Genomic DNA, 22,243 nt, shown 5'->3' on the forward strand with positions numbered 1-22,243 from the left:
ATGAATGAGTTTTCCATTCTCTGCCGCGTCATCGGCTCGCTGTTCAACCGCCAGCCGCAAGATCCGCTGCTGATGCCGCTTTTCACCGTGCTGCGTGAAGGCAAACTGAAAGATCAGTGGCCGCTGGAGCAGGATGAACTGTTGACCCGTCTGCAACAGAATAGCGATCCTCAGGCGCTGGCGGCAGATTACAACGCGCTGTTTGTGGGCAGTGAGTGCAGCGTGCCGCCCTACGCTTCACAGTGGCCAAACGGTCCAACCGAAGCGGATGTGCGTGCGTTTCTGAGTTCACGTGGCATGCCGTTAAGCGATGCGCCTGCCGATCACTTTGGTGTGCTGCTGTTGGCGGCTTCGTGGCTGGAAGATCAGTCGGCAGAAGATGAGTCTGCCGCGCAGCTGGCGCTGTTCGATGACTATCTGCTGCCGTGGTGCGGTGCATTCCTCGGAAAAGTCGAAGCACACGCCACCAGCGCGTTCTACCGCACGCTGGCTGCGCTGAGTCGTGAGGCAATCCAGACCATGTATGATGAGCTGAACGAAGGCAACGAAGAAGAAGCCTGATTACCAGCTGGCTGCGCTACTGCCGAGCCTGACACCCGGTGTGGCGCAAATCATTGGCGTGCCGGGCACATACGCAGCGGCACGCAGCCTCTCCGCGATCCCCCATGCATTGATCTCCAGCGCACTCAACGCATCGTCGTGCTGCGCGGTAATACCGCTTTGCGGCTGTTGCGGCGCTGAACCCTGTTGTTGCAGTAGCCGCGCCGTGCGAGCCAGGGATAAGCGTGCCTGCCAGCCCACGTGATGCTCACGTCGCTGCCGCAGCCCTTCCAGAACTGCTGCAGCCATCATGTAACCGGTGGCATGATCGAGCGCCTGCACCGGCAACGGGTGCGGTTTCGCGCTACCGCTCCAAATCATTCCGCGTTCAGCAATGCCGCATCCCATTTGCACCAGACTGTCGAAACCACGCCGGTTACGCCAGGGACCGCTCCAGCCCCACGCGGTTAGACTGACATCCACCAATCCGGGGGCAAGTGAGCGGCGGGTGTCGGCATCCAGCCCTAGTTTTTCCAGTGCGTCAGCACGATAGCCATGCACCATTACATCGGCGTGTCTGATTAAATCACGCAGTTGCTCACGGCCAGCTTTGCTTTTCAGATCGAGCCGGGCACAGCGCTTGCCACAGGTGATCTCCTCTTCCAGCGTCGGTTCTTCCCAGCCATAAGGATCGATGCGTAATACCTGCGCACCGAGGCTGGCAAGAAAGCGTGTGCAAACCGGGCCTGCGATAATGCGCGTGAGATCCAGCACGCGTACCCCGAGTAAAGGGCGTGCCGTTGGCAACCGCCAACCCGGCGTCGGGGCTTCTCCGGTGGCCTGTTGGGCAATCAGGGGTTCACTGTTCACCGCCATACCTTGTGGATGCTGTTGCCACTGCTGCTCACTGCGCATTTGCGCGGCACAACCCCCTGCCATCACTACCGCGTGTTCAAGGGCTTCGGTCTGCCAGGTGGCGACCACCTGACTCAATGCCGCGCGGTCAGGATGCTGACCTAACACCTGTTCCATTGCGGCACGATGATGCGGTGCGTTGGTATGCAGGCGGATCCAACCATCCGCAGTGGCGTAGTCACCGGCAAAGGGATCCCATAACGCAGCAGGCGGGCGATTGAGCGGCGTCAGGCTATGCAGGAACCAGCGTGAGGCAAGCCGGACATTTACACTGACCGGGGTTGACTGACCGAGCAAATCGCTCAGCGCCTGGCTGGCTAATCCGATGCTGGTGGCCGCCAGTTCGCTGACGGCGAAGGCAGACTGGAAGGTATCGGGCTGGAGAAAACTGAGTGCAGGGCGCGGGTCCTCACCACGCAATCCCTGCCAGAATTGCTGCCATAGCGCGGCAGCAGATTGAGTATCCATATTAAGTCTCCGGAAAACGCGCGAGACTCAAGCATAGCAGAGGGTTTTTAACGGCGACGCAACCGCGGGAAACGCGCGTGCATGAGTAGGTTACGCAGATTGATCACCGCAATTGCGGTGCCCAGTACCACCAAAGAGGCACCGAGGATTTTAAAGCTGTTCATGCTGTCGCCCAACACCAATACGCCCATCAACACCGCCAGTACCGGCGTCAAAAGGGAGTAAGGCATGATCAGATTGACGTTGTACTTTTTCAGCAGCGCATACCACAGCGTGTAAGCGACAATCGAGGAGGCCAGCGCGCTGTAGAGAATGCCAAACCAGCCGCGCCAACCGGCATGGCTGAGTGCGTAAAACTGCTGTGATTCGGTCAGCCAGGAGGCGGCACCGACAATCGGCACGGCAAGAAAGGAGATCCAGCCCGTCAGGGTAAGCGGTTTAATCGGCGGTGATTTCTTCACGATCATATTGCTTATCGCCCAGCCAAAGGCGCTGCACAGCAAAATACACAGCACCCACCATGCGGGAATGGTCGGGCTGCCAGACAGCACGGCAACACCGCTGAGCGAGATGCCGATACCAAATAACTGCACCAGACGCAGTTTTTCTTTCAGCACCAGCATCGCCAGCAGCATCGCAATCGGCGTGCCCAGCTGGACCACAATTGCTCCGGTACCGGCATCGGTATAGCGCATGCCGACAAACAGCAGCGAGAAGTGCATGAAACCAAAGGTGAAGGCGAGGGTCAGCAGCCACGGCAGTTGCTCGCGGGTGATGCGGCAGAAGGGGACCAGCACGATGGCCACCACCACAAAACGCATCCAGGTGAGAAACAGCGGAGGAAGCTCCAGCAATCCCCACTTTACTGCTACGTTATTGAAAGCCCAGATGGAAACCACCATCAAAACCATAAAGAAATGCCGCACTGCCACAGTGTCATCCTTCACATCAAAGGGGAGTTATCACCGGCTAATCATGGCACGAAGCCGCTAGTTTCTGTGACATTGAGCAAAAATATTTTTCGCATGCGCATGAGCTTATGCAGGAAAAAAATAAGACATGTCCCTGATTTCCTGTCAAAGTGGATGTCCGAAAGCTGGCTCCGTTAAGGAATGAATTCGGAATGACACACACCCGCGCTTTACCTCTTGCCCTGATTCAACTCGAAGTGCCGCCACCGTCGGTTGTGGCGCAAATTGGTGAACAACCCGTCTGGTTTATCGACGCGCTGCAACTGCAGCCTGAAGATTACGTGATTATCCGTCCGCATCTGGGCGAAGAGCTGCCCGCCTTTGACCGCCTCAGTGGCGCGATCCTCAGTGGATCCTGGGCGATGGTAACTGACCATGCCGACTGGAGCGAGCGCACTGCGGCATGGATTCGTGGTGCGCTGGAAGCGGCGTTACCGCTGTTAGGTGTGTGCTACGGCCACCAGCTGATGGCCTATGCGCTGGGCGGCAAAGTGGGTGATAACCCGAATGGCTGGGAGCGCGGACTCAAAACCCTGACGCACGGTGCCAGCCGCGATCCCTGGTTGGGTTCGTTGCCAGGCGAGTTTCAGGCGTGGCTATCCCACCGCCAATCGGTGCTCACTCCGCCACCGCAGGCTGAGGTTTTGGCGAGATCGGAACTGGATGGCTGCCAGATTCTGCGTTACTCCGCACAGGCACTCTCGGTGCAATTCCACCCGGAATTCACCCGCGACATCATGACCGCCTGTTTACCGGCGGGTGTCAGCGATGATGGCGCAAAGGTGGCGGGAGAGGATTGGTCGCGAGAGTTGTTACGCCGTTTCTGGCAGCAAACGCGGCCGCAGCCGCGTGTGCAAGCTCAGGGCGCGTAATGTCGGGTGCAGCGATAGACCCACGCGGGTGGCATGTTTTTTAGCACCCGCTGGCGCTGCCAGGTGAAGTAACGCGACAAATCGGGCTGGGTCAGCGAGGTGTACTGGAACTGCACAAACACACCGCGCGGCCCCAGCACGTCATGCACCGCACTGAGGATCGCTTCGCGGGTTCCCGGCGGCAGCGACAGCAGTGGCAAGCCAGAGAAAATCACATCGTACTCACCGGAAAGATACTCTGCGGAGCAGGCGCGTACCTGCATGCGCGGGTCGCTCCATTCACGCAGGCTGTCAACCAGCTCCGGGCTGATTTCAAACACATCCAACTGTGCCTGAGGGGACATCCTTGCCAGAATGTGCCGTGTCAGTACGCCATCACCCGCGCCGAGTTCGGCGATACGCAGGCTACGATCCCAGTGAACGGTATCGCACATGGTGCGGCACAGCGCGGCAGAGGAGGGCGTGATGCTGCCCATCTTGCGCGGGTTTCGAATAAATTGCTGAACAAAGTTCGCTTTGGCGCGCATTAACGTCAGGGCTGAAGCCAACATCTCTTTCTCCTGATTAGTGTCCTGCTTCATATTGACCACATTCGGCGCGCTTGTTTCGCTTTTCGCTGCATTCTGTTCAAAACTCGGAATAATCCGCAGCGAGGCGCGGGCTGCTGGTTGATAAGTGCCTTGTCTTTTCAGTGCGGTATCAGACGGCGTGATGGTCAGTCGCTTAACTGACAAGCATGAGCGCTTATGCCGAGTTTATAGCCAGGTTGTTACATCTGGCGCTGATGCCTGGTGACTGACCCAAACGATCGAACGGATGCATTTACCAAAATTTTTTAGGGTAGAATCATATTTCTAAAATGAAATGTGACTAATGTTAAACCCTAAGAGATGTTGTGTGCACAATTACTTCCATTAATTCAACTGACAGGCTCATTAAATAAATTGTTTGTTTATTCACCTCATTTTTAACCTCGGAGCGCAAGTTGAAATTGGAGATTTACTGTCCTTTTTATAATAAATATTTTTCGTGGGTGGCTTTGTTTTAGTTGATCAAGTAACGCAATCGATTAATAATTTTATTAAAACTGAAAAATTTAAGGTGTGTTATTGTGACGAGGCTCGCACAATTAATATAACAAAGGCTAAAGCACAATGTTTTTGTGATTAGAATAATCACTGACCATTATCGGTCATTTCAAATGTTATGGAGAACTATAATAAAAGAAATTTTAAGCAGTCAGTTGGATATGATCTCAGGCGGATGGGCAGATGTAGACGGTAGTGGTCGCCGTTCTGCCACGAATGGAGGGTCTCGCTCGGGAGAGTCTAATCATGGCGGTAATAGTGGGAATACAGGAAACAGAGGGGTGCAATCATTCCTTTCACAGAATTCTCCTTATGGCAGTGGTTCAGGAGCAAGTGGTTTTTGGGGAGGTTCAAATTCATTTAGTGGTGGTGGAGTCAGGGGGGGTTACAATGCAAATGCCCGACGTGCAGGCGATAATCATTAATTAGGTCGACATAGCACAGGGTTAACACTCTGTGCTGATAAGGATTACATAATGAGTAAGTATATTGTTTTCTACAAAGACAATAAGTCTAAATTTTTAAACAAAGACTCAGTTAGCCATGCGTTGATTAAGGATTTAAAACAGCAAGGGTACAAAAAACACCATGTAGAAGTGGAAGCGGAAAGTGAGAGTGAAGCAAAGGTACGTTTTAATGAATTTAATAGTGGTTATCTCGACTCTTTACGCCAGTTATCAGGCAGTGCTGTGATTTGTGCGGTAAGTGTGATCGTAATAGCAATCATTTCAATTATTAGATTTTGGTAGCAACGAGATTGACTGCGACACCTATTAGACTGATGTAATAATAGTGAATGGCTTCACTTCGAGGTTAGAAAGGGAAGTTTTTTCTGTTAAAGATACAGGGTGTATCCCGTGTCAAACAATGGCAATGCATGATTCTTTAGACATCTAAGAGAAAAATAATGAAATATAGATTGTCTGATATGGTTACATCCGAATCTGAGAAGATTAAAATTCCTGATGTCTTACATTTTTTATGGATAGGAAATAGTTCAAGAGTTTCAACGCAATATATGGAAGTCTGGAGGCGTTCGAACGTTGATAAGGAAACAATTTTTTGGTGTGAAGGTGACTATCGTTTGTGCCATTTTTTTCACATAACTATCAGTGACCATGTTATCTCCTTGCCGGGTAATGATAAAAGCAATCTGGAGAGATTGCTAAAAAACAAAGCATTCGATTACATATACCCAAAGTTAAACGAAGGGCTGAGGTTTGATGATCTCATTTTCCATTTTTTTGAAGAAAATAACATTGCCTATAAAGTAACTGATGAGAATCAATGCAGTTTCTTGCATTTAGATAAAACCATTACAACTAAAAATATATCAGAGTTGTTTTTAGGTGAGTTTAATGAATTTAAAAGATTTTATTGTTACGAGATTATTTTGAGGGGTAATTTGGCAAGCGCAAGTGACATCGCAAGGCTGATACTCCTCTATAAGTATGGCGGAACTTACATCGATATGGACACCCTGCCATGCACTGAAAATGTGTTTAAATCACTAAATTCATGGAGAATGAGTGAAAATTACGATGAAGATGACTTCATCAAGCTATTCAAAACGAAAAAAATATTGACCAAGCTTGGACTACTGAATGTCACTGATCAGGAATATACAAATCATTACTGTTCAGATAAAGACCATTATTTTTATTCAGACATACTTATGAGGATTAATAGGGATATTGCAAGCTTTTCCGAGCACGATATTATACCGTTAGGACCACTCTATGTGCACAAAAATTTGATGTCAATTGGCGCGGTTGAAAATATCAAAGGTGCTTATTTCAATAACATAATGTCATGCCACCCTTTCTCTAAAGCAATGAAGATTATTCTTCGAACCATGAAGAAAAGATATGCTTTTCTAGAGATGAATGATTGTATTTTTAATTATTCCCATGGCGGGGTAACATGCAGTTATCTATCTCGGATTCTAGGCTGGCGAACAGAACTTATAACCAAAAATTATTGTGTGACTTCCGCTATAACTGGGCCAGGTCTTATAGTTGAGGTGTTGCTGGGTCTTGCTTATGAATTAATGGCTCCGGAATATCTCACTACGCCAAATGAAATTGCGATAGACATGCATAATGAAGCGATGGGCATTGCTTTCTTTAGGCATAATCATTACACCCCAGAAGGCTGTTCTTCTTCATGGAGGAGATAACCATTTTATACACTTCATACTTCAAGTCCCCTCATGGGGCCTACTTTGCAACAGCTGACCGAATTATTCTGCTCTCTAAGAAAGATTAATGTTTTTGATTCATCTTACGATCAGGATCCGGTTGTTAATCGCTGTACACCGAGTGTACTCGCGGAGCGGTTAGCAACCGGCAAATCTTAAACCCTCTATCAGGGTATTTTTCCTTCGGTGCGGTCACAGTTTCCCGTTCTGCGATCTGACAGGCTGACATTGATCGATCAATGTTAATAACAGGTTTCATAGTTGTTATTCGCCACTCTGTCCCGCAAGGAGAAACACCATGCGTTACGCTGCTCCGGGAGAACAAGGTTCTCTCATTACTCTGCAATCGCGTTATGGCAACTTTATCAACGGCGAATTTGTTGCGCCGGTGTACGGTAACTACTTCGTCAACACCACACCGATTAATGGTTCTACCATTGGCGAGTTCCCGCGCTCCGATAAAGCCGATGTCGATAATGCTGTCGCCGCTGCACAAGCGGCTGCCGATGCCTGGGGAAAGACCTCTCCGCAGGCACGATCGTTAGTGCTCCTGAAAATTGCCGATCGGCTTGAAGCCAATCTGGAATATATCGCAGTCAACGAAACCTGGGATAACGGTAAGCCGGTGCGCGAAACGCTGGCCGCGGACTTGCCGCTGGCGGTGGACCATTTCCGCTATTTCGCGGGCTGTGTGCGTGCACAAGAAGGCACAGCGGCCGAAATCGATGAATTCACCGCGGCTTACCACTTCCACGAACCGCTGGGCGTAGTGGGGCAAATCATCCCGTGGAACTTCCCGCTGTTAATGGCGGCGTGGAAGCTGGCTCCTGCATTGGGCGCGGGCAACTGCGTGGTGTTGAAACCGGCAGAGCAAACGCCGCTGTCGATTACGCTGTTTATGGAAGTAATCAAAGATCTGGTGCCACCGGGTGTGATCAACGTAGTGCACGGTTACGGTAAAGAGGCCGGTGAAGCGCTGGCATCGCATCCAGGCATTGCCAAAATCGCCTTTACGGGTTCCACCGCCACCGGGGGCCACATTCTCGAACTGGCCGCTAAAAGTCTGATTCCGTCCACCGTGGAGTTGGGCGGCAAATCACCGAACATCTTCTTTGAAGACATCATGCAGGCCGAAGAGAGCTTTATCGAGAAGGCGGCAGAGGGTGTGGTGCTCGGCTTCCTCAACCAGGGTGAAGTCTGTACCTGCCCGTCACGTGCGCTGGTGCAAGAGTCGATATTTGAACCCTTTATGGCGGCGGTGATGAAACGCATCAAAACCATTAAACGTGGCGACCCGCTGGATACTGACACCATGATAGGTGCGCAGGCGTCGCAGCAGCAGTTCGACAAAATTCTCTCCTATCTGGAGATTGCGCAGAAAGAGGGTGCGCAAGTGCTGCACGGTGGTGGCGTGGAGAAAATCGGTGAAGCCTTCGACAGCGGTTACTACATCCAGCCTACGCTGCTGAAAGGTGACAACAGCATGCGCGTCTTCCAGGAGGAGATCTTTGGACCCGTGGTCGGCGTACTGACCTTCAAAGATGAAGCAGAAGCTATCGCCATCGCCAACGACTCCATTTACGGTTTGGGGGCGGGCGTCTGGACGCGTGACATCAACCGTGCTTACCGCATGGGCCGCGCAATCAAAGCGGGGCGTGTCTGGACCAACTGTTACCACCTCTATCCGGCGCATGCGGCGTTTGGTGGCTACAAAAAATCCGGTATTGGCCGTGAAACCCACAAAATGATGCTCGATCACTATCAGCAAACCAAAAACCTGCTGGTGAGCTACAGCACCCAACCTTTGGGCTTCTTCTAAGTAACAGGGCAGCGGGTGATACCGCTGCCCTTCACAGTAAAAAATGTGCGTCACTTCGTTAATCTGACTGTCATTCAGCCGTGCCACAGTGCCTGCATCACGAATACAGACAATTCCGCTACATTTAAGCCGTGTCTTGACGATATTAGAGAGCAAGGAAACTAAAATAGTGCGCCATTTTAAGGAGAAAACATGAACACACTGCATAAATTTCACGACCAGCACGACGATGTGTTGGATGCGGATGACCAACATATCATCACGGTAAATCTACCCGGTCGTCAGGCGATCTACGTGATTGGTCAAAACGATGATGATGCCGATCTGCTGTTAGACGTGCAAATCGGTGAGAGGTAAGCAAACGGCAATACCCCACCCATAAAAAAATCCGCAGCCATTAGCCGCGGATTTTATGTTTTCAACTCAGCTTAAGCGCTTACTTCACACAGGCTGCACAGTTGTTGTGGATCTGCTGGAAGAAGTCGTTGCCTTTGTCATCCACCAGGATGAACGCCGGGAAGTTCTCCACTTCAATTTTCCAGATCGCTTCCATACCCAGCTCAGCGTACTCCACGCACTCCAGGCTCTTAATACTCTGCTGCGCCAGCACTGCCGCAGGACCACCGATACTGCCGAGGTAGAAGCCGCCGTGTTTATGGCAGGCATCCGTCACCTGTTTGCTACGATTACCTTTCGCCAGCATCACCATGCTGCCACCGTGTTCCTGCAACAGGTCAACGTAGGAGTCCATACGACCCGCCGTAGTTGGGCCAAGTGAACCGGAGGCATAACCTTCAGGTGTTTTCGCCGGGCCTGCGTAATACACCGGATGGTCTTTGATGTATTGCGGCAGACCTTCGCCGTTATCAATGCGCTCTTTCAGCTTGGCGTGGGCAATATCACGCGCCACGATGATGGTGCCATTCAGCGAAAGACGCGTCGAAACCGGATAGGCTGACAGCAGGGCGAGGATCTCGCTCATTGGCTGATTCAGATCGACATGTACCACTTCCCCTTCACCCTGCTGACGCAGCTCTTCCGGGATGTAGCGGCCTGGATTGTCTTCCATCTTCTCAATCCAGATACCTTCGCGGTTGATCTTGGCTTTGATGTTACGGTCTGCGGAACAAGACACGCCCATACCCACCGGGCAGGAGGCGCCGTGACGCGGCAGACGCACCACGCGGATGTCATGTGCGAAGTATTTACCGCCAAACTGCGCACCTAAGCCCAGTTCTTGCGATGCCTTCAACAGTTCTTCTTCCAGCGCCACGTCACGGAACGCCTGTCCGTGTTCGTTGCCTTCGGTCGGCAGCGAATCGTAGTAGTGGGTGGAAGCCAGTTTCACGGTCTTCAGGGTGCTCTCAGCGGAGGTGCCGCCGATGACAAACGCAATATGGTATGGCGGGCAAGCGGCGGTTCCCAGCGACATCATTTTGTCGACCAGGTAATTTTTCAGCTTGGCTGGAGTAATAAGCGCTTTGGTTTCCTGATACAGGTAGGTTTTGTTGGCTGAACCGCCACCTTTGGCAATACACAGGAACTTGTACTCATCGCCGTCCACGCTGTATAGATCGATCTGCGCCGGCAGGTTGGTGCCGGTGTTGACCTCTTTGTACATATCCAGCGCGGCATTCTGTGAATAGCGCAGGTTATCTTCAATAAAGGTGTCGTAGACGCCACGAGAAAGTGCGGCTTCATCGCCACCGCCGGTCCAGACGCGCTGGCCTTTCTTGCCCATGATAATGGCGGTACCGGTGTCCTGGCAGGTTGGCAACACGCCCTTGGCGGCGATTTCAGAGTTGCGCAGGAACTGCAGGGCAACGTATTTGTCGTTTTTACTGGCTTCGTCATCCGCCAGAATGGACGCGACCTGCGCCTGATGCGAGGCGCGCAGCATAAAGGACGCGTCGTGGAACGCTTGCTTCGCCAGTAACGTCAGGGCTTTAGGATCGACTTTCAGGATTTCCTCGCCATCGAATTCCGCTACTGACACGTAATCGCGGCTCAGCAGATAGTATTCGGTATCATCTTTGGCGAGAGGAAAAGGATTCTGATAATAGAAGGGTTTGTTCGACATGTTGGCTCACTTAGCTTCGTGTTGCCCGCCAGCATGACGGGCGACAAATAGGCGATCTGTTTTTCGATTTTTCTCTCGCCAGCCTCCGCAGGGGCTGACTGGCGAGCATCATAACACTTTCACGGTCATACGCGGCTCCGTTTTTAACATCGGAGCAACATCATCAGAACATCATCACCATCCATGGGTAGGCGATAACCATCAGAGCAACCAGGAAGATGGCACCAAAGATGGTCCCGAGACGCCAGTAGTCTTTGGTTGGCAGGTAGCCGCTACCGTAGTAAATCGGGCTTGGGCCGGTGCCGTATGGGGTGATAATGCCCATCACACCCAGAGAAACACACATCATCAAACAGAATACCGGCATATTGATGCCTGGGATGGAGGCCGCAATGGTCAGCATCGCTGGCAGCAGCGCGGTGGTGTGCGCTGTGGTACTGGCAAACAGATAGTGCAGTAAGTAGAAGGCCACCAGCAGTACCACAGCCGAAACCTGTGGGTCATAACCCTGCAGTAACTGCGCACCTTCTTTACCCAGCCAGGCGATAAAGCCAACGCGTGCCAGACCATCTGCCAGTGCCACCAGAGTGGCGAACCAGGCAAAGGTGTTCCATGCCGCTTTATTGCTGGTGATATCGTTCCAGTTTAGTACGCCTGTCCACAGCATCAACACAATCACTAACAGTGCGGCCATTGCCGGTTCAATCCATGCGGCAGCGAAGATCCACATCATCAGCGCGGATACCACAAACACCAGCAGCAGGATTTCATTACGGCTCAGACGACCCAGCTTTTCCAGTTCAGCGGTGGCCCAACGTGGCACTTCGTCATTAACCTTCACTTCCGGCGGATAGAGCCAGTAGGCCAGTAACGGCATGGTCAGAATCAGCAGCACACCCAGCGGCAGGAAGGCGAGGAACCACATGCCCCATGAGATTTCGAAGCCAACGACACTTTTCACCAGCGCCAGCGCCAACAGGTTAGGTGCCAGCGCAGAGAGGAACATCGAGCTGGTGATACAGGCGGCGGTAATCGCGACCCACATCAGGTAAGAACCAATTTTACGCGCGCTCGGATCATTAGGTTTTGAACCGTACAGCGGTGGCAGGTTAGCGATGATCGGGTAGATAGTACCGCCACTGCGCGCGGTGTTAGACGGGGTAAAGGGTGCCAGCAACAGGTCGGCAAAGGTGATGGCATAACCCAGCGTCAAACTGCGACGACCCAGATACTTCACCAGAATCAGCGCCAGACGGCGACCGAACTGGGTTTTGTCATAGCCAGCCGCAAACATAAAGGCACCGAAGATCAGCCAGACCGTGGAGTTGCCGAAGCCACTCACCGCCCATTTGAACGACTGGGCCGCGGTTTTGAACTTAGGGTCCGCCAGTTCAGCCGGGCTAAACAGCACCCACTGGCTGAACAGCGCGATGACGACGACACCTGTCAGGCCGATAACGGCACCGGGCAGCGGTTCAAAGATCAGTCCAACGATGACGCCAACAAAGATGGCAAAGAAGTGCCATGCATAAGGTTCCAACCCGGCAGGGGTAGGCACCAGCAGCAACAGCACCGCGACGATGATAGGCAGGCACAACATGATCAGGCGGTTCTTTTTCCCCGGCGCCGCAGGGGGCGCTTTAAGGGATTCACTCTGGGTTGTTTGTGTGTTCATAGTTTTGGTCTGCAAGTTATGGAGAATGCGATTGATCGTCAGGGGCACACTGTTTTTTTAGTCTCAACATGCGTGGCCAGGACAATTTAAAGTTGCTCTTTAATGAAACATTGCTTTGCAAATTCGATACGCGAATTATCAATTGAATGCAGCTATGATGCGATTAATTAAAATATCTATTTTGATCTAGATCAATAAAAAATATGCACTCTTTTTTAATTTTTAGACTTTGCTTTTTATTTAATTTTCTGTCTGCTGTGGATTAAGCGTCTGCGACGAGCGAAACGCAAAAAATCAAGCAAAATGGGGCAGGGTGAGCGGTTTTATCTTTATGATAGTACTGGGTTTGTTTTAAATGTAAGTAAAAAGTTGATTTTTGTCAAGTCTTGGTTAAAACTTAGCGGAGCGCTAATTACAGCAATGAGCATCAAATTCTATTTCTAAACGTAAAACTTATATAACTAACAATCTGGGTTATGTAACTAAAGAAAATGGTATATTTACGCCATGAAATCGGACCACTCAAATAATTATAAAATTGCTCCGAACTGCAAAAGAATTGAATACACAATTTCTTAATTCTGGAGTTGCTCATTATGAATAAGCTCACCCCCATCCTTAACCCGCTTACGCTACCGAAAGGTGCGGTGCTGAAAAACCGTTTGGTGATGGCACCCATGACCACCTGTACCGGCTATTTTGACGGTGGTGTCACCAGTGACCTCGTTGAGTATTACCGCGTGCGTGCGGGCAGCATCGGTACGGTGATTGTCGAATGCTGCTTTATTGATAACCGTGGCCCGGCCTTCCCGGGTGCCTTGGGTATCGATAGCGACAACAAAATTGCCGGCCTGGCAAAAATCGCCCATGCCATCAAATCCGAAGGCTCTAAAGCCATTCTGCAGATCTACCACGGCGGCCGTATGGTCGAACCGGCGCTGATTGGCGGTAAAACCCCTGTTGCGCCCAGCGCGATTGCTGCACCACGTGAGGGGGCCACTAAACCGCAAGCGCTGACGGCGGAAGAAGTGGACGTGATGATCACTAAGTTTGGTGATGCGGTGAACCGCGCCATCAAAGCGGGCTTCGACGGTGTCGAAATCCACGGAGCCAACACCTATCTGATTCAGCAGTTCTACTCGCCTAACTCTAACCAGCGTGATGACAAATGGGGCGGCAGCCGCGACAACCGCGCACGTTTCCCAATGGAAGTGCTGGAAATCACCCATAAAATGGCGGACCGCTTTGCCGCTGCTGACTTCATTATCGGCTACCGCTTCTCGCCGGAAGAGCTGGAAGTGCCCGGCATCCGCTGGGATGACACTATGTATCTGCTGGAAAAACTCGCCGCGCGCGGTCTGGATTATGTGCACTTCTCCGTGGGCCAACTGCTGCGTCCCTCCATTGTCGATACCAAAGATCCAACGCCACTGATCACCAAATATCTGGCGGAACGCTCTGCGACTCTGGCGAAAGTGCCGGTGATTGGCGTGGGTGGTGTGGTCAATAAAGAAGATGCTGAGAACGCGCTTGAGCACGGCTTTGATCTGGTTGCCGTCGGTAAAGCCTGTATTGCTTACCCTGACTGGGCCGACCGCATCATTAAAAACGAGCACATGGATCTCTACATCGACAGCACCAAGCGTGAAGCGCTGACGATCCCAGAACCCCTGTGGCGCTTCTCGCTGGTGGATGCGATGATTCGCGACGTCAGCGATGGCCATCGTAAATACAAGGCGGGCGTCTATCAGGCGAAAGTCGAAGCCGAAGCGCTGAAGCTGAAAATCAACGTCACGCTGGATACCGACCGTATTACCGACATCTCATTGGTGCCGGACCCAAGTCTGGACGTCGACTTCACCAGCACCTTTGAAAGCCTGCGTGAACGCATCCTGGTGGCCAACAGCCCACACGTGGATGCCATCACCGGTGCCACTACCCAGAGTGAGGCGCTGAAAAAAGCCGTGTCTCGCGCCATGACCACATCCAATAAAGAGTATGTGATTGAAGAGGGCGGCAACCCGAACGCACCGGTCAATTACGACGTGGTGGTGGTTGGTACCGGCGGTGCAGGTCTGGCTGCCGCCATTCAGGCGCACGACGACGGTGCTCGCGTGGTGATCATTGAGAAGATGCCCACCATCGGCGGTAACACCATTAAAGCCTCAGTGGGCATGAACGCGGCAGAAACCCGTTATCAAAAACTGAAAGGTATCAAAGACAGCAAAGAGCTGTTCTACGAAGAGACGCTGAAAGGCGGAAAGTTCAAAAACAACCCCGTGTTGCTGCGTGAATTTGTGGAGCAAGCACCGGAAGCGATTGAGTGGCTGGCAGCGAAAGATATCGAGCTGTGCGATATCACTATCACCGGCGGGATGAGCATTGACCGTACGCACCGTCCCGAAGATCGCTCTGCGGTCGGTGGCTTCCTGATCAGTGGCCTGGTCAAAAACGTCAATAAACGTGAAATCGAAGTGCTGCTGGAAACCTCAGTCTCTGAGATTCTGGTAGAAAACGGTGCCGTGACCGGCGTGAAAGTGGTGGATGAGTATAACGACAGCCGTATCCTTAACGCGAAAAGCGTGATTGTCGCCACCGGTGGCTTCAGCGCCAACCGTGAGATGGTGGTGAAATATCGCCCTGAGCTGGATGGTTTTGTTACCACTAACCACAAAGGTGCCACCGGTAGCGGTATCGCTATGTTGCAGAAAATCGGTGCGGATACTGTCGACATGGGCGAGATCCAGATTCACCCAACCGTTGAACAGACCACTTCTTACCTGATCTCTGAAGCGATGCGCGGCGGCGGTGCGATTCTGGTCAGCCAGGCCGGTAAGCGTTTCTACAACGAAATGGAAACGCGTGACAAAGTCTCTGCCGAGATCATCGCGCTGCCAGAGAAAAGTGCGTGGATCGTGTTCGATGAGCAGGTGCGTGCTAATAACAAAGCGGCTGACGAGTATATCGCTAAAGGCTTTGTGATCAGTGCACCAACCCCACACGAGCTGGCGGTCAAACTCAACATGGATCAGGAAGCGCTGCAAACCACGCTCGGTCGCTATAACGAGTTCGTTGCGAAGCAGGATGATGAAGATTTCGGGCGCAAAACCGCGCTGCGTCATCCGCTGAATCAAGGACCGTACTTCGCCATTCGCATCGCCCCGGGCGTGCACCACACCATGGGCGGCGTCACCATCAACACCGACACCTCAGTGCTGGATGCACAGAAACAGGTGATTCCAGGCGCGTGGGCGGCCGGTGAAGTGGTCGGCGGGATTCACGGTGCGAACCGTATCGGCGGTAACGCGGTGGCGGATATCATCATCTTCGGTATCAAGGCTGGCCACAATGCGGCTAAACTGGCGTTAGGTCACTAAGCAAGTTGGAGGTCACCATAAATGGTGACCCTACAAAGTTTATTGCGGTGTTCTGTAGGGTGCGCATTGATGCGCACCTGGCCGCTTTCATGAGGCTAAAATGTCAACTGACGCCGGCACCTACAATTACTCCGCCGTACTGATGGGTTCCCCCATTCTGCTCAAACTCTTCGATGACAATCCCACCTTAGCGCGTCAGGTTTTTCAACTTATCAAGCAGCAGGAAAACCTGTTCACGGTTAACCGTACCGAATCAGAAGTGATGTCGATCAACCACGCCGCGGGCCGCCATCCTGTGCGCGTCAGTGACGCGGTCTTTCGGCTGATTAGCGTGGCGCATGCCGTGAGCATCTCCCCGGGCAGCGCCTTCAACTTCACCATTGGTCCGGTGGTGAAACGCTGGAAGATTGGCTTTCAGGGACGTGAAATTCCCCCCGCAGAGGAGATTGCCGCGCTATTGCCGCTGACCGATCCCCATCAGGTGATTCTCAATGAGCAGGATCGCTCGGTGTTTCTGCAGCAAGCGGGTATGGAGATCGATCTCGGGGCCATCGCCAAAGGCTATATCGCCGACGTGGTGCAGGCATTTTTGCGCCAGCAGGGTGTCGCGCAGGCGTTGATTAATCTCGGCGGTAACGTGCAGACGCTTGGCTCTCCGCCACATGAGCCACAGGGCTGGAGTATCGGCCTGAAAAAACCCTTTGCCGGGGATGAGCTGTTAGGGGTGCTGCAGGTGCAGGGTAAATCGGTGGTGACATCGGGGATTTATGAGCGCTACTTCGAGCTGGACGGCAAGTGCTGGCATCACATCTTCGATCCGCACACCGGCTATCCGTTGGATAACGAGCTGTTGAGCATCACCGTGATCTCCGATCGTTCGCTGGATGGTGACATCTACACCACCTTGCTGTACGGCATGGGCGTGGAGCAGGGGCTGGCGTATCTTGCCGACCAACCCGAGCTTGACGCGATATTTGTCACGCGCGATCGGCAGATCATCTGCTCTTCGCCGCGCCACTTCCATTTCCAGCAGCGCGACTTCAGTTGGCAGCTTCGTTACTGACAGTACTGTTGCAGCAGCGAATGGTATTCCGGCTGTAAACGATAGCGATACACCGGGCGGCCCGTCGCGCCATAATGAATGCTGGTAAACAGAATATTAATCTGCGCCAGCCAAATCAGGTATTTACGGCAAGACACGCGGGAAATATTCACCTCTGCTGCCAGTTCATCCGTGGAAAACTCATGGCCGGGATGCGCATCAATCCACTGGCACAGCGTGCGCAGCGTTTGCGGCGTTAAGCCTTTCGGCAGGCGCTTGTTGTCATGCTGGGTGGCCGGGTTGCCGTGAATCAGCAGGTCAACATCGGACTGCTGATAATAGTGCTGATTATCCATCAGCGACTTCTTCTGTCGCCAACTGGTGAGCGCTTCTTCGAAACGCGGAAACTGGAATGGCTTGATCAGGTAATCCACCACGCCATAGTGCAGCGAGGTTTTAATGTTTTCGGCATCCGCCGCAGAAGAGATGATGATCACTTCCACCGCACTCTGCGCCTGGCGCAATTCTGGCAGCAGATCGAGGCCATTTTCCTGCTGCATGTAGATATCCAACAACACCAGATCGATCGGCGTGTCGCTATTAAACAGGAACTCTTTGGCCTGCTTCAGGGTTGAAGCCGTGCCACAGCAGTTGAAGCCTTGCACCTGGCCGATAAACGATCGGTTCAGTTCGGCAACCATGGCGTCATCATCGACCACTAACACATTGATCATGTGGATTTATTTCCTCCATCCCAGGGAAGTTGTACTAAAAATTGCGTAAACACGCCAGGTTCTGATTCAACACTCACACCGCCACCGAGGTTTTCTGTTTGTTGTTTTAACAGGAACAACCCTACGCCCCGGTTTTCACCTTTGGTCGAGAAGCCCTTGTCAAAAATGGTGGCAAGGTGCTCCGGCTCAATGCCTGGACCATCATCGCTCACTTCACAGGCCAGCCAACCGTTTTGATAGTGCAGCATCAGGTGAATTTCACCTTCGGTTTGCTCGCTGAGCGCGTCAATCGCATTCTCCACCAGATTGCCGATCACGGTGATCAGGGCCGCCATTTGATCTTCATTGCCGCTATCCGGCACGAAACTGGCATCGCTGATGGTGAGACGATGACCGCAATCCGAAGCGCGATTAATCTTGCTGAGTAGAAAACCAGCAATTACCGGTGACTTAATTTTATCCAGCAGATAGCCAATCTCAGTCTGGTAATTATTGGCTGTTTTCAGGATATACGCTTCGACCTGCGTATAGTTTTTCATGTGCAGCAGGCCAAGAATCACGTGCAGTTTGTTCATAAACTCATGCGAACGCTCACGCAGCGCATCGACGTAGTTTACCATGCCGGTCAGACGCTGCATCAACTGGCTGATTTCGGTCTTATCCCTGAAGGTGCAGACCGCACCAATAATGCGGCCCTGACTGTGCACGGGTACGGTATTGCTCAGCAGCAATCGGCCATTCACATTTAACTCTTCATCACGCCGTGCGCGACCGCTGTGCAGCACCGCTTGCAGATGGTCATGAATCATGGACGCATCACCGCTAACGTTGCCATTGGCCAAGGCGTTGTTAAGCAAGGTGCGCGCTGCCTGATTGACCAGCGTCACTTCGGCCTGATCATCCATCGCCACCACGCCTTCCTTCACCGAGTTGAGGATCGCCTGGCGCTGCTCGAACAGAGTCGAAATTTCATACGGTTCCAGGCCAAACAGAATGCGTTTCAGCACGCGCACCAAAATAAAGGTGCCAATCGCGCCCGCCACGGTGCCGATCAGGATGGTCCACAATATGCTCCAGCGGCTTTCGTTGATTTGATCGGCAACGGCGCTGAGTGAAATGCCCACGACCACCACACCAATCTGCTTATGCTGCGCATCATAAACCGGGGTATAAACGCGCATCGCACGGCCCAATACGCCCTGATTCACCGATACGTTCTCGTGACCCAGCAGCGCAGGTTCAATGTCATTGCCAATAAAGTGTTGGCCAATCAGCTCAGGATTAAGGTGCGAATAGCGAATGGTGTCCATGTTGGTCACCACCACAAAAAGCAAATGATTGCTCTGCTGCACTTCTCTGGCGATGGGTTGGATCGCGGTGGTGTTGGGCGGTAGTACCAGCGCGCGCTGTATTTCCGGCAATTTGGCCAGTGTACGCGCCACGGCCATCGCTTTCTCTTCCAACTGCGTTCGCGTAGCGGCACCAATCTGGAAGAAATAGAACATATGCACGCTGAGCAGCACCAGCACGATCACTGCGCTGAGCATCAGTGTCACCAGGGTGTTGAGTTTCATTGGGCGTTTACGTGCGGGTGTTACAGGCTGTGGCGTGCTCATTGGCGCTCCCTGAAAGAAGAGGGGGCTATTATGACGGTTAAATGTAAAAAGGTCGTCATAAACTCACAAGGACCTGAAGTTGCCACGCGATGTACGTCTGTGGTGCGCAGGTTGCACCAATAATTTTCGCATAGTCCCCTTTGTTCACCCCTTTTCCCCTTATCACGGTTCAATTGTGATTGGCACGACATCTGCATAGGTTTTGTTGGCTTGTATACAAGGCCGCATACCAGTCAATCACCCTGGAGGGGTAAACATGCGTAACAATGACAAAGAGAACATCAACGCACAGCGTCGTCAGATGATGAAATATTCCATGCTGGCACTCGGCGGTGTCGCACTCAGTGGCGTGTTAGGCAGTACATCGGCACTGGCAGCAGATGATGAAATTCTGATTGGCTACTGGCCGATTGTGGGTGGTTTACCGTTATACGCCGGTATTGAGAAGGGCTTCTTCAAACAAGCCGGGTTGAACGTCAAGGCGGTTAAATTTGCCAGCCCGCAACAAGTGGTTGAAGCGATGATCACCGGTCGCATTCATGGATGTGCCAACGGCACCGCAACCGGCGCGCTGGGCCTGGGGGCGATTACCAGCCCAGACTTGTTCAAAATTATCTGCTCTAACCCCTCAAATGAAAAAATGGTGCTGGATGAGTTCCTTGTGCCGATGAACAGCACGGCAACATCCATCAGCGATCTTAAGGGTAAACGTATTGCCAGTGGTCCGGGCATCCAAAACGTTACCATGGCAAAAATCATTCTGGAGAAAAACGGTTTCACCGACACCAAAGTGATTGAGCTGCCTGTTGGACAGCATGCGCCGTCACTGGCCGCCGGACAAATTGATGGCGTCTACACGCTGGAACCGACCGGGACCGTGGCGCGTATGAAAGGCATGGGTAAGGTTCTTGAAACCGGCGTGATCGCCAAATATGTACTCGGTGATGCCAGCGCACCTTGGTTTGGTGGTGCCGCAGCGCTTACCAGCAGTTTTATCAACGCGGACAAGGCGCGTGCACAGCAGGTTATTAATGCCTATGGCGAAGCCGTGAAGTTCATTCAACAGCAGCCAGAAGAGGCTCGGCAATATGTGGCAGGCTATACCGGTATTGAAGCTGGATTGGTGAAAGAAGTGCCATTGCCGGGGTTCGTTATGTATGACCAGCTTACCGGTGACAACCTGCAATGGTTCCAGAAGTTTTATGACGTGTTCGCGGAACGCAAAATTTTCAGCAAGCCATTACAGGTTGAACCCTTGATCTACAAAGCTTAAGGAGAAGCGAACATGCTGAAATGGCGATCCAAACTGATCCCCCTGATTGGCCCGATACTGCTCTTTTTGTTATGGCAAACGGCGGTCAGTGCCAAATGGCTTAATCCTGTATTGCTTCCCTCTCCGGGGGAAACCTTGGGGTATCTCTTGGGGGCTTTGACCGATGGCAGTATGAATCAGGACATCGGCGCAACGCTGTATCGCACGCTGATGGCCTTTATCGTGGCCGCGATTATCGGTGTGCCGTTGGGCGTGATGCTAGGGAGCAGTGAACGGCTCTATCGCAGCGTCGAATTCCTGGTAGATTTCTTCCGCTCAACGCCATCTTCGGCGTTAATCCCGTTATTCATGCTGATTTTCGGTATTACCGATACCAACAAGATTGCTATTGCTGCCTTTGCAGCGGTGTTAGTGATTCTGTTCAACAGCGCCTACGGCGTGATGAATGCGAAAAAGACCCGCATTATGGCGGCGCAGGTGATGGGCGTTTCACGCTGGCACGTATTTAAAGACATCATGTTGATGGAAAGCCTGCCGCAAACGTTCGTGGGTTTGCGCACTGGCGTTTCCATGGCGTTGGTCATCGTCATTGTTGCAGAGATGTTTATTGGTTCTGAAACGGGGTTGGGCCATCGCATCATAGATGCGCAGCAACTATTCAATATCAAAGACATGTATGCATCGATTCTGATCACCGGTGCCTTTGGTTATTTATTAAATCTGGGGTTTCTGCTGATTGAGAAACGCTGCGTGCACTGGAGTGGCAAAGCATGAGAAACACGGAATATCCGCAACCCAATACCCATGTCACCATTCGCGGGCTGGATAAAAGCTTTGCGGGTCAACCGTTGTATCAGGATCTCAATCTTGATCTGCCGAAAGGCAAGATTGTGTCGATATTTGGCCCCAACGGTTGTGGTAAATCGACCTTGATGAATATGATTGCCGGACTGATCCCGATTGATCGTGGGCAAATCCTGTTCGATGGAAAAACCCTCGCCGAGACTAACATTGGTTATGTATTCCAGAACTATCGTGACGCGCTCTTTCCCTGGCTCACCGCCTGGCAGAACATCGCCTATCCGTTAAAGCGCCTGGGTATGAAGTCTGCGGCGGTGAAAAAGCGGGTGAGTGAACTCTCGGAGATGTTTGACATCCGTTTTGACCTGCAGCGCTATCCCTATGAGCTTTCGGGTGGGCAACAACAGACGGTGTGCATCATGCGTGCGCTGGCCACTGAGCCAGAAGTGATGTTTCTGGATGAGCCGTTTTCAGCACTGGATTTTGAGATGACACTGTTCATCCGTGACAAACTGCAGCAGGTCCAGCTGTTGACTGGCGTGACGATGTTGATTGTTTCGCACGATCTGGAGGACGCGGTCTTTCTCGCGGATGAAATCCTGCTGTTGACGCGTCGGCCGACGCGCGTGGCTGAAATCGTGCCTTTTGCACTACCGCGTCCGCGTACGGCAGAAATAATGAGTGACCCGGAGTTTGTCAGAGTGAAAGCGCACACGCTGGCGGTGTTTAAACGGGAGATGGCGGGGTAGAGTGAACATGCACAACGTCGTCG

The 22,243-nt window shown here is 52.3% G+C and carries 18 protein-coding genes; 11 read left to right on the forward strand and 7 right to left on the reverse strand.

Annotated elements, in window-relative coordinates:
* Entirely contained in the window at positions 1-561 is a 561-nt protein-coding gene (locus QMZ30_RS12525) for a TorD/DmsD family molecular chaperone (RefSeq protein ID WP_283227627.1), read from the forward strand.
* On the opposite strand, the gene QMZ30_RS12530 is transcribed toward QMZ30_RS12525, so the two are convergent.
* Complete coding sequence (locus tag QMZ30_RS12530) at positions 562-1,923, reverse strand: CoA transferase (protein ID WP_283227628.1); 1,362 nt, start codon at positions 1,921-1,923, stop codon at positions 562-564.
* A 47-nt stretch (positions 1,924-1,970) separates the two neighbouring features.
* Positions 1,971-2,855: a DMT family transporter gene (locus QMZ30_RS12535; protein ID WP_283227629.1), complete on the reverse strand. Its 885-nt coding sequence runs from the start codon at positions 2,853-2,855 to the stop codon at positions 1,971-1,973.
* 191 nt (positions 2,856-3,046) lie between these two features.
* Here QMZ30_RS12535 and QMZ30_RS12540 point away from each other — a divergent pair, with 191 nt between their 5' ends.
* Entirely contained in the window at positions 3,047-3,766 is a 720-nt protein-coding gene (locus tag QMZ30_RS12540) for a glutamine amidotransferase (protein WP_283227630.1), read from the forward strand.
* On the opposite strand, the gene QMZ30_RS12545 is transcribed toward QMZ30_RS12540, so the two are convergent.
* Positions 3,754-4,317, reverse strand: coding sequence for a class I SAM-dependent methyltransferase (locus QMZ30_RS12545; protein ID WP_283227777.1), 564 nt, complete (start codon positions 4,315-4,317; stop codon positions 3,754-3,756). The two genes, QMZ30_RS12540 and QMZ30_RS12545, sit on opposite strands and share 13 nt — an antisense overlap.
* 1,013 nt (positions 4,318-5,330) lie before the next feature.
* Between QMZ30_RS12545 and QMZ30_RS12550 the strand changes: the two genes are divergently transcribed.
* The 4 genes from QMZ30_RS12550 (at position 5,331) to QMZ30_RS12565 (ending at position 9,230) form a co-directional block, all read left to right on the forward strand.
* Positions 5,331-5,603: a hypothetical protein gene (locus QMZ30_RS12550; protein ID WP_283227631.1), complete on the forward strand. Its 273-nt coding sequence runs from the start codon at positions 5,331-5,333 to the stop codon at positions 5,601-5,603.
* Positions 5,604-5,761: 158 nt separating this feature from the next.
* Positions 5,762-7,033: a TcdA/TcdB catalytic glycosyltransferase domain-containing protein gene (locus QMZ30_RS12555; protein WP_283227632.1), complete on the forward strand. Its 1,272-nt coding sequence runs from the start codon at positions 5,762-5,764 to the stop codon at positions 7,031-7,033.
* A gap of 319 nt (positions 7,034-7,352) precedes the next feature.
* Positions 7,353-8,873 carry an acetaldehyde dehydrogenase ExaC gene (exaC, locus tag QMZ30_RS12560; protein ID WP_283227633.1) on the forward strand — a complete coding sequence of 507 codons (1,521 nt, stop codon included), beginning with the start codon at positions 7,353-7,355 and terminating at the stop codon, positions 8,871-8,873.
* A gap of 192 nt (positions 8,874-9,065) precedes the next feature.
* Positions 9,066-9,230 carry a hypothetical protein gene (locus tag QMZ30_RS12565; RefSeq protein WP_283227634.1) on the forward strand — a complete coding sequence of 55 codons (165 nt, stop codon included), beginning with the start codon at positions 9,066-9,068 and terminating at the stop codon, positions 9,228-9,230.
* Between the two features lie 79 nt (positions 9,231-9,309).
* Here the strand turns inward: QMZ30_RS12565 and fumA are convergent, their stop codons facing one another.
* Positions 9,310-10,953 carry a class I fumarate hydratase FumA gene (gene fumA / locus QMZ30_RS12570; RefSeq protein WP_058973617.1) on the reverse strand — a complete coding sequence of 548 codons (1,644 nt, stop codon included), beginning with the start codon at positions 10,951-10,953 and terminating at the stop codon, positions 9,310-9,312.
* 163 nt (positions 10,954-11,116) lie between these two features.
* Positions 11,117-12,628 (reverse strand): anion permease, encoded by a 1,512-nt coding sequence (locus tag QMZ30_RS12575; protein ID WP_283227635.1) that lies wholly within the window; start codon positions 12,626-12,628, stop codon positions 11,117-11,119.
* Positions 12,629-13,224: 596 nt separating this feature from the next.
* On the opposite strand from QMZ30_RS12575, the gene QMZ30_RS12580 reads away from it, so the two are divergent.
* On the forward strand, positions 13,225-16,005 hold the full coding sequence (locus QMZ30_RS12580; RefSeq protein ID WP_283227636.1) for a flavocytochrome c: 2,781 nt from the start codon (positions 13,225-13,227) through the stop codon (positions 16,003-16,005).
* A 100-nt stretch (positions 16,006-16,105) separates the two neighbouring features.
* Positions 16,106-17,068, forward strand: a complete 963-nt coding sequence (locus QMZ30_RS12585) for an FAD:protein FMN transferase (protein ID WP_283227637.1) — start codon at positions 16,106-16,108, stop codon at positions 17,066-17,068.
* Here the strand turns inward: QMZ30_RS12585 and dcuR are convergent.
* Complete coding sequence (gene dcuR / locus QMZ30_RS12590) at positions 17,062-17,781, reverse strand: two-component system response regulator DcuR (protein WP_039334778.1); 720 nt, start codon at positions 17,779-17,781, stop codon at positions 17,062-17,064. The two genes, QMZ30_RS12585 and dcuR, sit on opposite strands and share 7 nt — an antisense overlap.
* Entirely contained in the window at positions 17,778-19,397 is a 1,620-nt protein-coding gene (locus QMZ30_RS12595; RefSeq protein WP_283227638.1) for a sensor histidine kinase, read from the reverse strand. Before QMZ30_RS12595 ends, dcuR begins: the two co-directional genes overlap by 4 nt.
* A gap of 256 nt (positions 19,398-19,653) precedes the next feature.
* On the opposite strand from QMZ30_RS12595, the gene QMZ30_RS12600 reads away from it, so the two are divergent.
* From QMZ30_RS12600 to QMZ30_RS12610, 3 genes are read left to right on the forward strand one after another with little or no spacing between them, the layout of a single operon-like run.
* Positions 19,654-20,670, forward strand: coding sequence for an ABC transporter substrate-binding protein (locus QMZ30_RS12600; protein ID WP_283227639.1), 1,017 nt, complete (start codon positions 19,654-19,656; stop codon positions 20,668-20,670).
* Positions 20,671-20,682: 12 nt separating this feature from the next.
* Positions 20,683-21,444, forward strand: a complete 762-nt coding sequence (locus QMZ30_RS12605; protein WP_039334786.1) for an ABC transporter permease — start codon at positions 20,683-20,685, stop codon at positions 21,442-21,444.
* The gene (locus tag QMZ30_RS12610) at positions 21,441-22,220 is read left to right on the forward strand and encodes an ABC transporter ATP-binding protein (RefSeq protein ID WP_283227640.1); all 780 of its coding nucleotides are present in this window, start codon (positions 21,441-21,443) and stop codon (positions 22,218-22,220) included. Before QMZ30_RS12605 ends, QMZ30_RS12610 begins: the two co-directional genes overlap by 4 nt.
* Positions 22,221-22,243 lie beyond the last annotated feature (23 nt).

It is taken from the genome of Pantoea sp. EA-12 (genome assembly GCF_030053355.1).
In the GTDB taxonomy this organism is placed as follows: Bacteria; Pseudomonadota; Gammaproteobacteria; order Enterobacterales; family Enterobacteriaceae; genus Pantoea; species Pantoea vagans_C.

Excerpts from the sequence above, each read along its gene's own strand:
- QMZ30_RS12525 (WP_283227627.1), top strand. The coding sequence starts at position 1 with ATGAATGAGTTTTCCATTCTCTGCCGCGTCATCGGCTCGCTGTTCAAC.
- QMZ30_RS12530 (WP_283227628.1), bottom strand. The coding sequence starts at position 1,923 with ATGGATACTCAATCTGCTGCCGCGCTATGGCAGCAATTCTGGCAGGGA.
- QMZ30_RS12540 (WP_283227630.1), top strand. The coding sequence starts at position 3,047 with ATGACACACACCCGCGCTTTACCTCTTGCCCTGATTCAACTCGAAGTG.
- QMZ30_RS12545 (WP_283227777.1), bottom strand. The coding sequence starts at position 4,317 with ATGTTGGCTTCAGCCCTGACGTTAATGCGCGCCAAAGCGAACTTTGTT.
- QMZ30_RS12550 (WP_283227631.1), top strand. The coding sequence starts at position 5,331 with ATGAGTAAGTATATTGTTTTCTACAAAGACAATAAGTCTAAATTTTTA.
- QMZ30_RS12555 (WP_283227632.1), top strand. The coding sequence starts at position 5,762 with ATGAAATATAGATTGTCTGATATGGTTACATCCGAATCTGAGAAGATT.
- exaC (WP_283227633.1), top strand. The coding sequence starts at position 7,353 with ATGCGTTACGCTGCTCCGGGAGAACAAGGTTCTCTCATTACTCTGCAA.
- QMZ30_RS12565 (WP_283227634.1), top strand. The coding sequence starts at position 9,066 with ATGAACACACTGCATAAATTTCACGACCAGCACGACGATGTGTTGGAT.
- fumA (WP_058973617.1), bottom strand. The coding sequence starts at position 10,953 with ATGTCGAACAAACCCTTCTATTATCAGAATCCTTTTCCTCTCGCCAAA.
- QMZ30_RS12575 (WP_283227635.1), bottom strand. The coding sequence starts at position 12,628 with ATGAACACACAAACAACCCAGAGTGAATCCCTTAAAGCGCCCCCTGCG.
- QMZ30_RS12580 (WP_283227636.1), top strand. The coding sequence starts at position 13,225 with ATGAATAAGCTCACCCCCATCCTTAACCCGCTTACGCTACCGAAAGGT.
- QMZ30_RS12585 (WP_283227637.1), top strand. The coding sequence starts at position 16,106 with ATGTCAACTGACGCCGGCACCTACAATTACTCCGCCGTACTGATGGGT.
- dcuR (WP_039334778.1), bottom strand. The coding sequence starts at position 17,781 with ATGATCAATGTGTTAGTGGTCGATGATGACGCCATGGTTGCCGAACTG.
- QMZ30_RS12595 (WP_283227638.1), bottom strand. The coding sequence starts at position 19,397 with ATGAGCACGCCACAGCCTGTAACACCCGCACGTAAACGCCCAATGAAA.
- QMZ30_RS12600 (WP_283227639.1), top strand. The coding sequence starts at position 19,654 with ATGCGTAACAATGACAAAGAGAACATCAACGCACAGCGTCGTCAGATG.
- QMZ30_RS12605 (WP_039334786.1), top strand. The coding sequence starts at position 20,683 with ATGCTGAAATGGCGATCCAAACTGATCCCCCTGATTGGCCCGATACTG.
- QMZ30_RS12610 (WP_283227640.1), top strand. The coding sequence starts at position 21,441 with ATGAGAAACACGGAATATCCGCAACCCAATACCCATGTCACCATTCGC.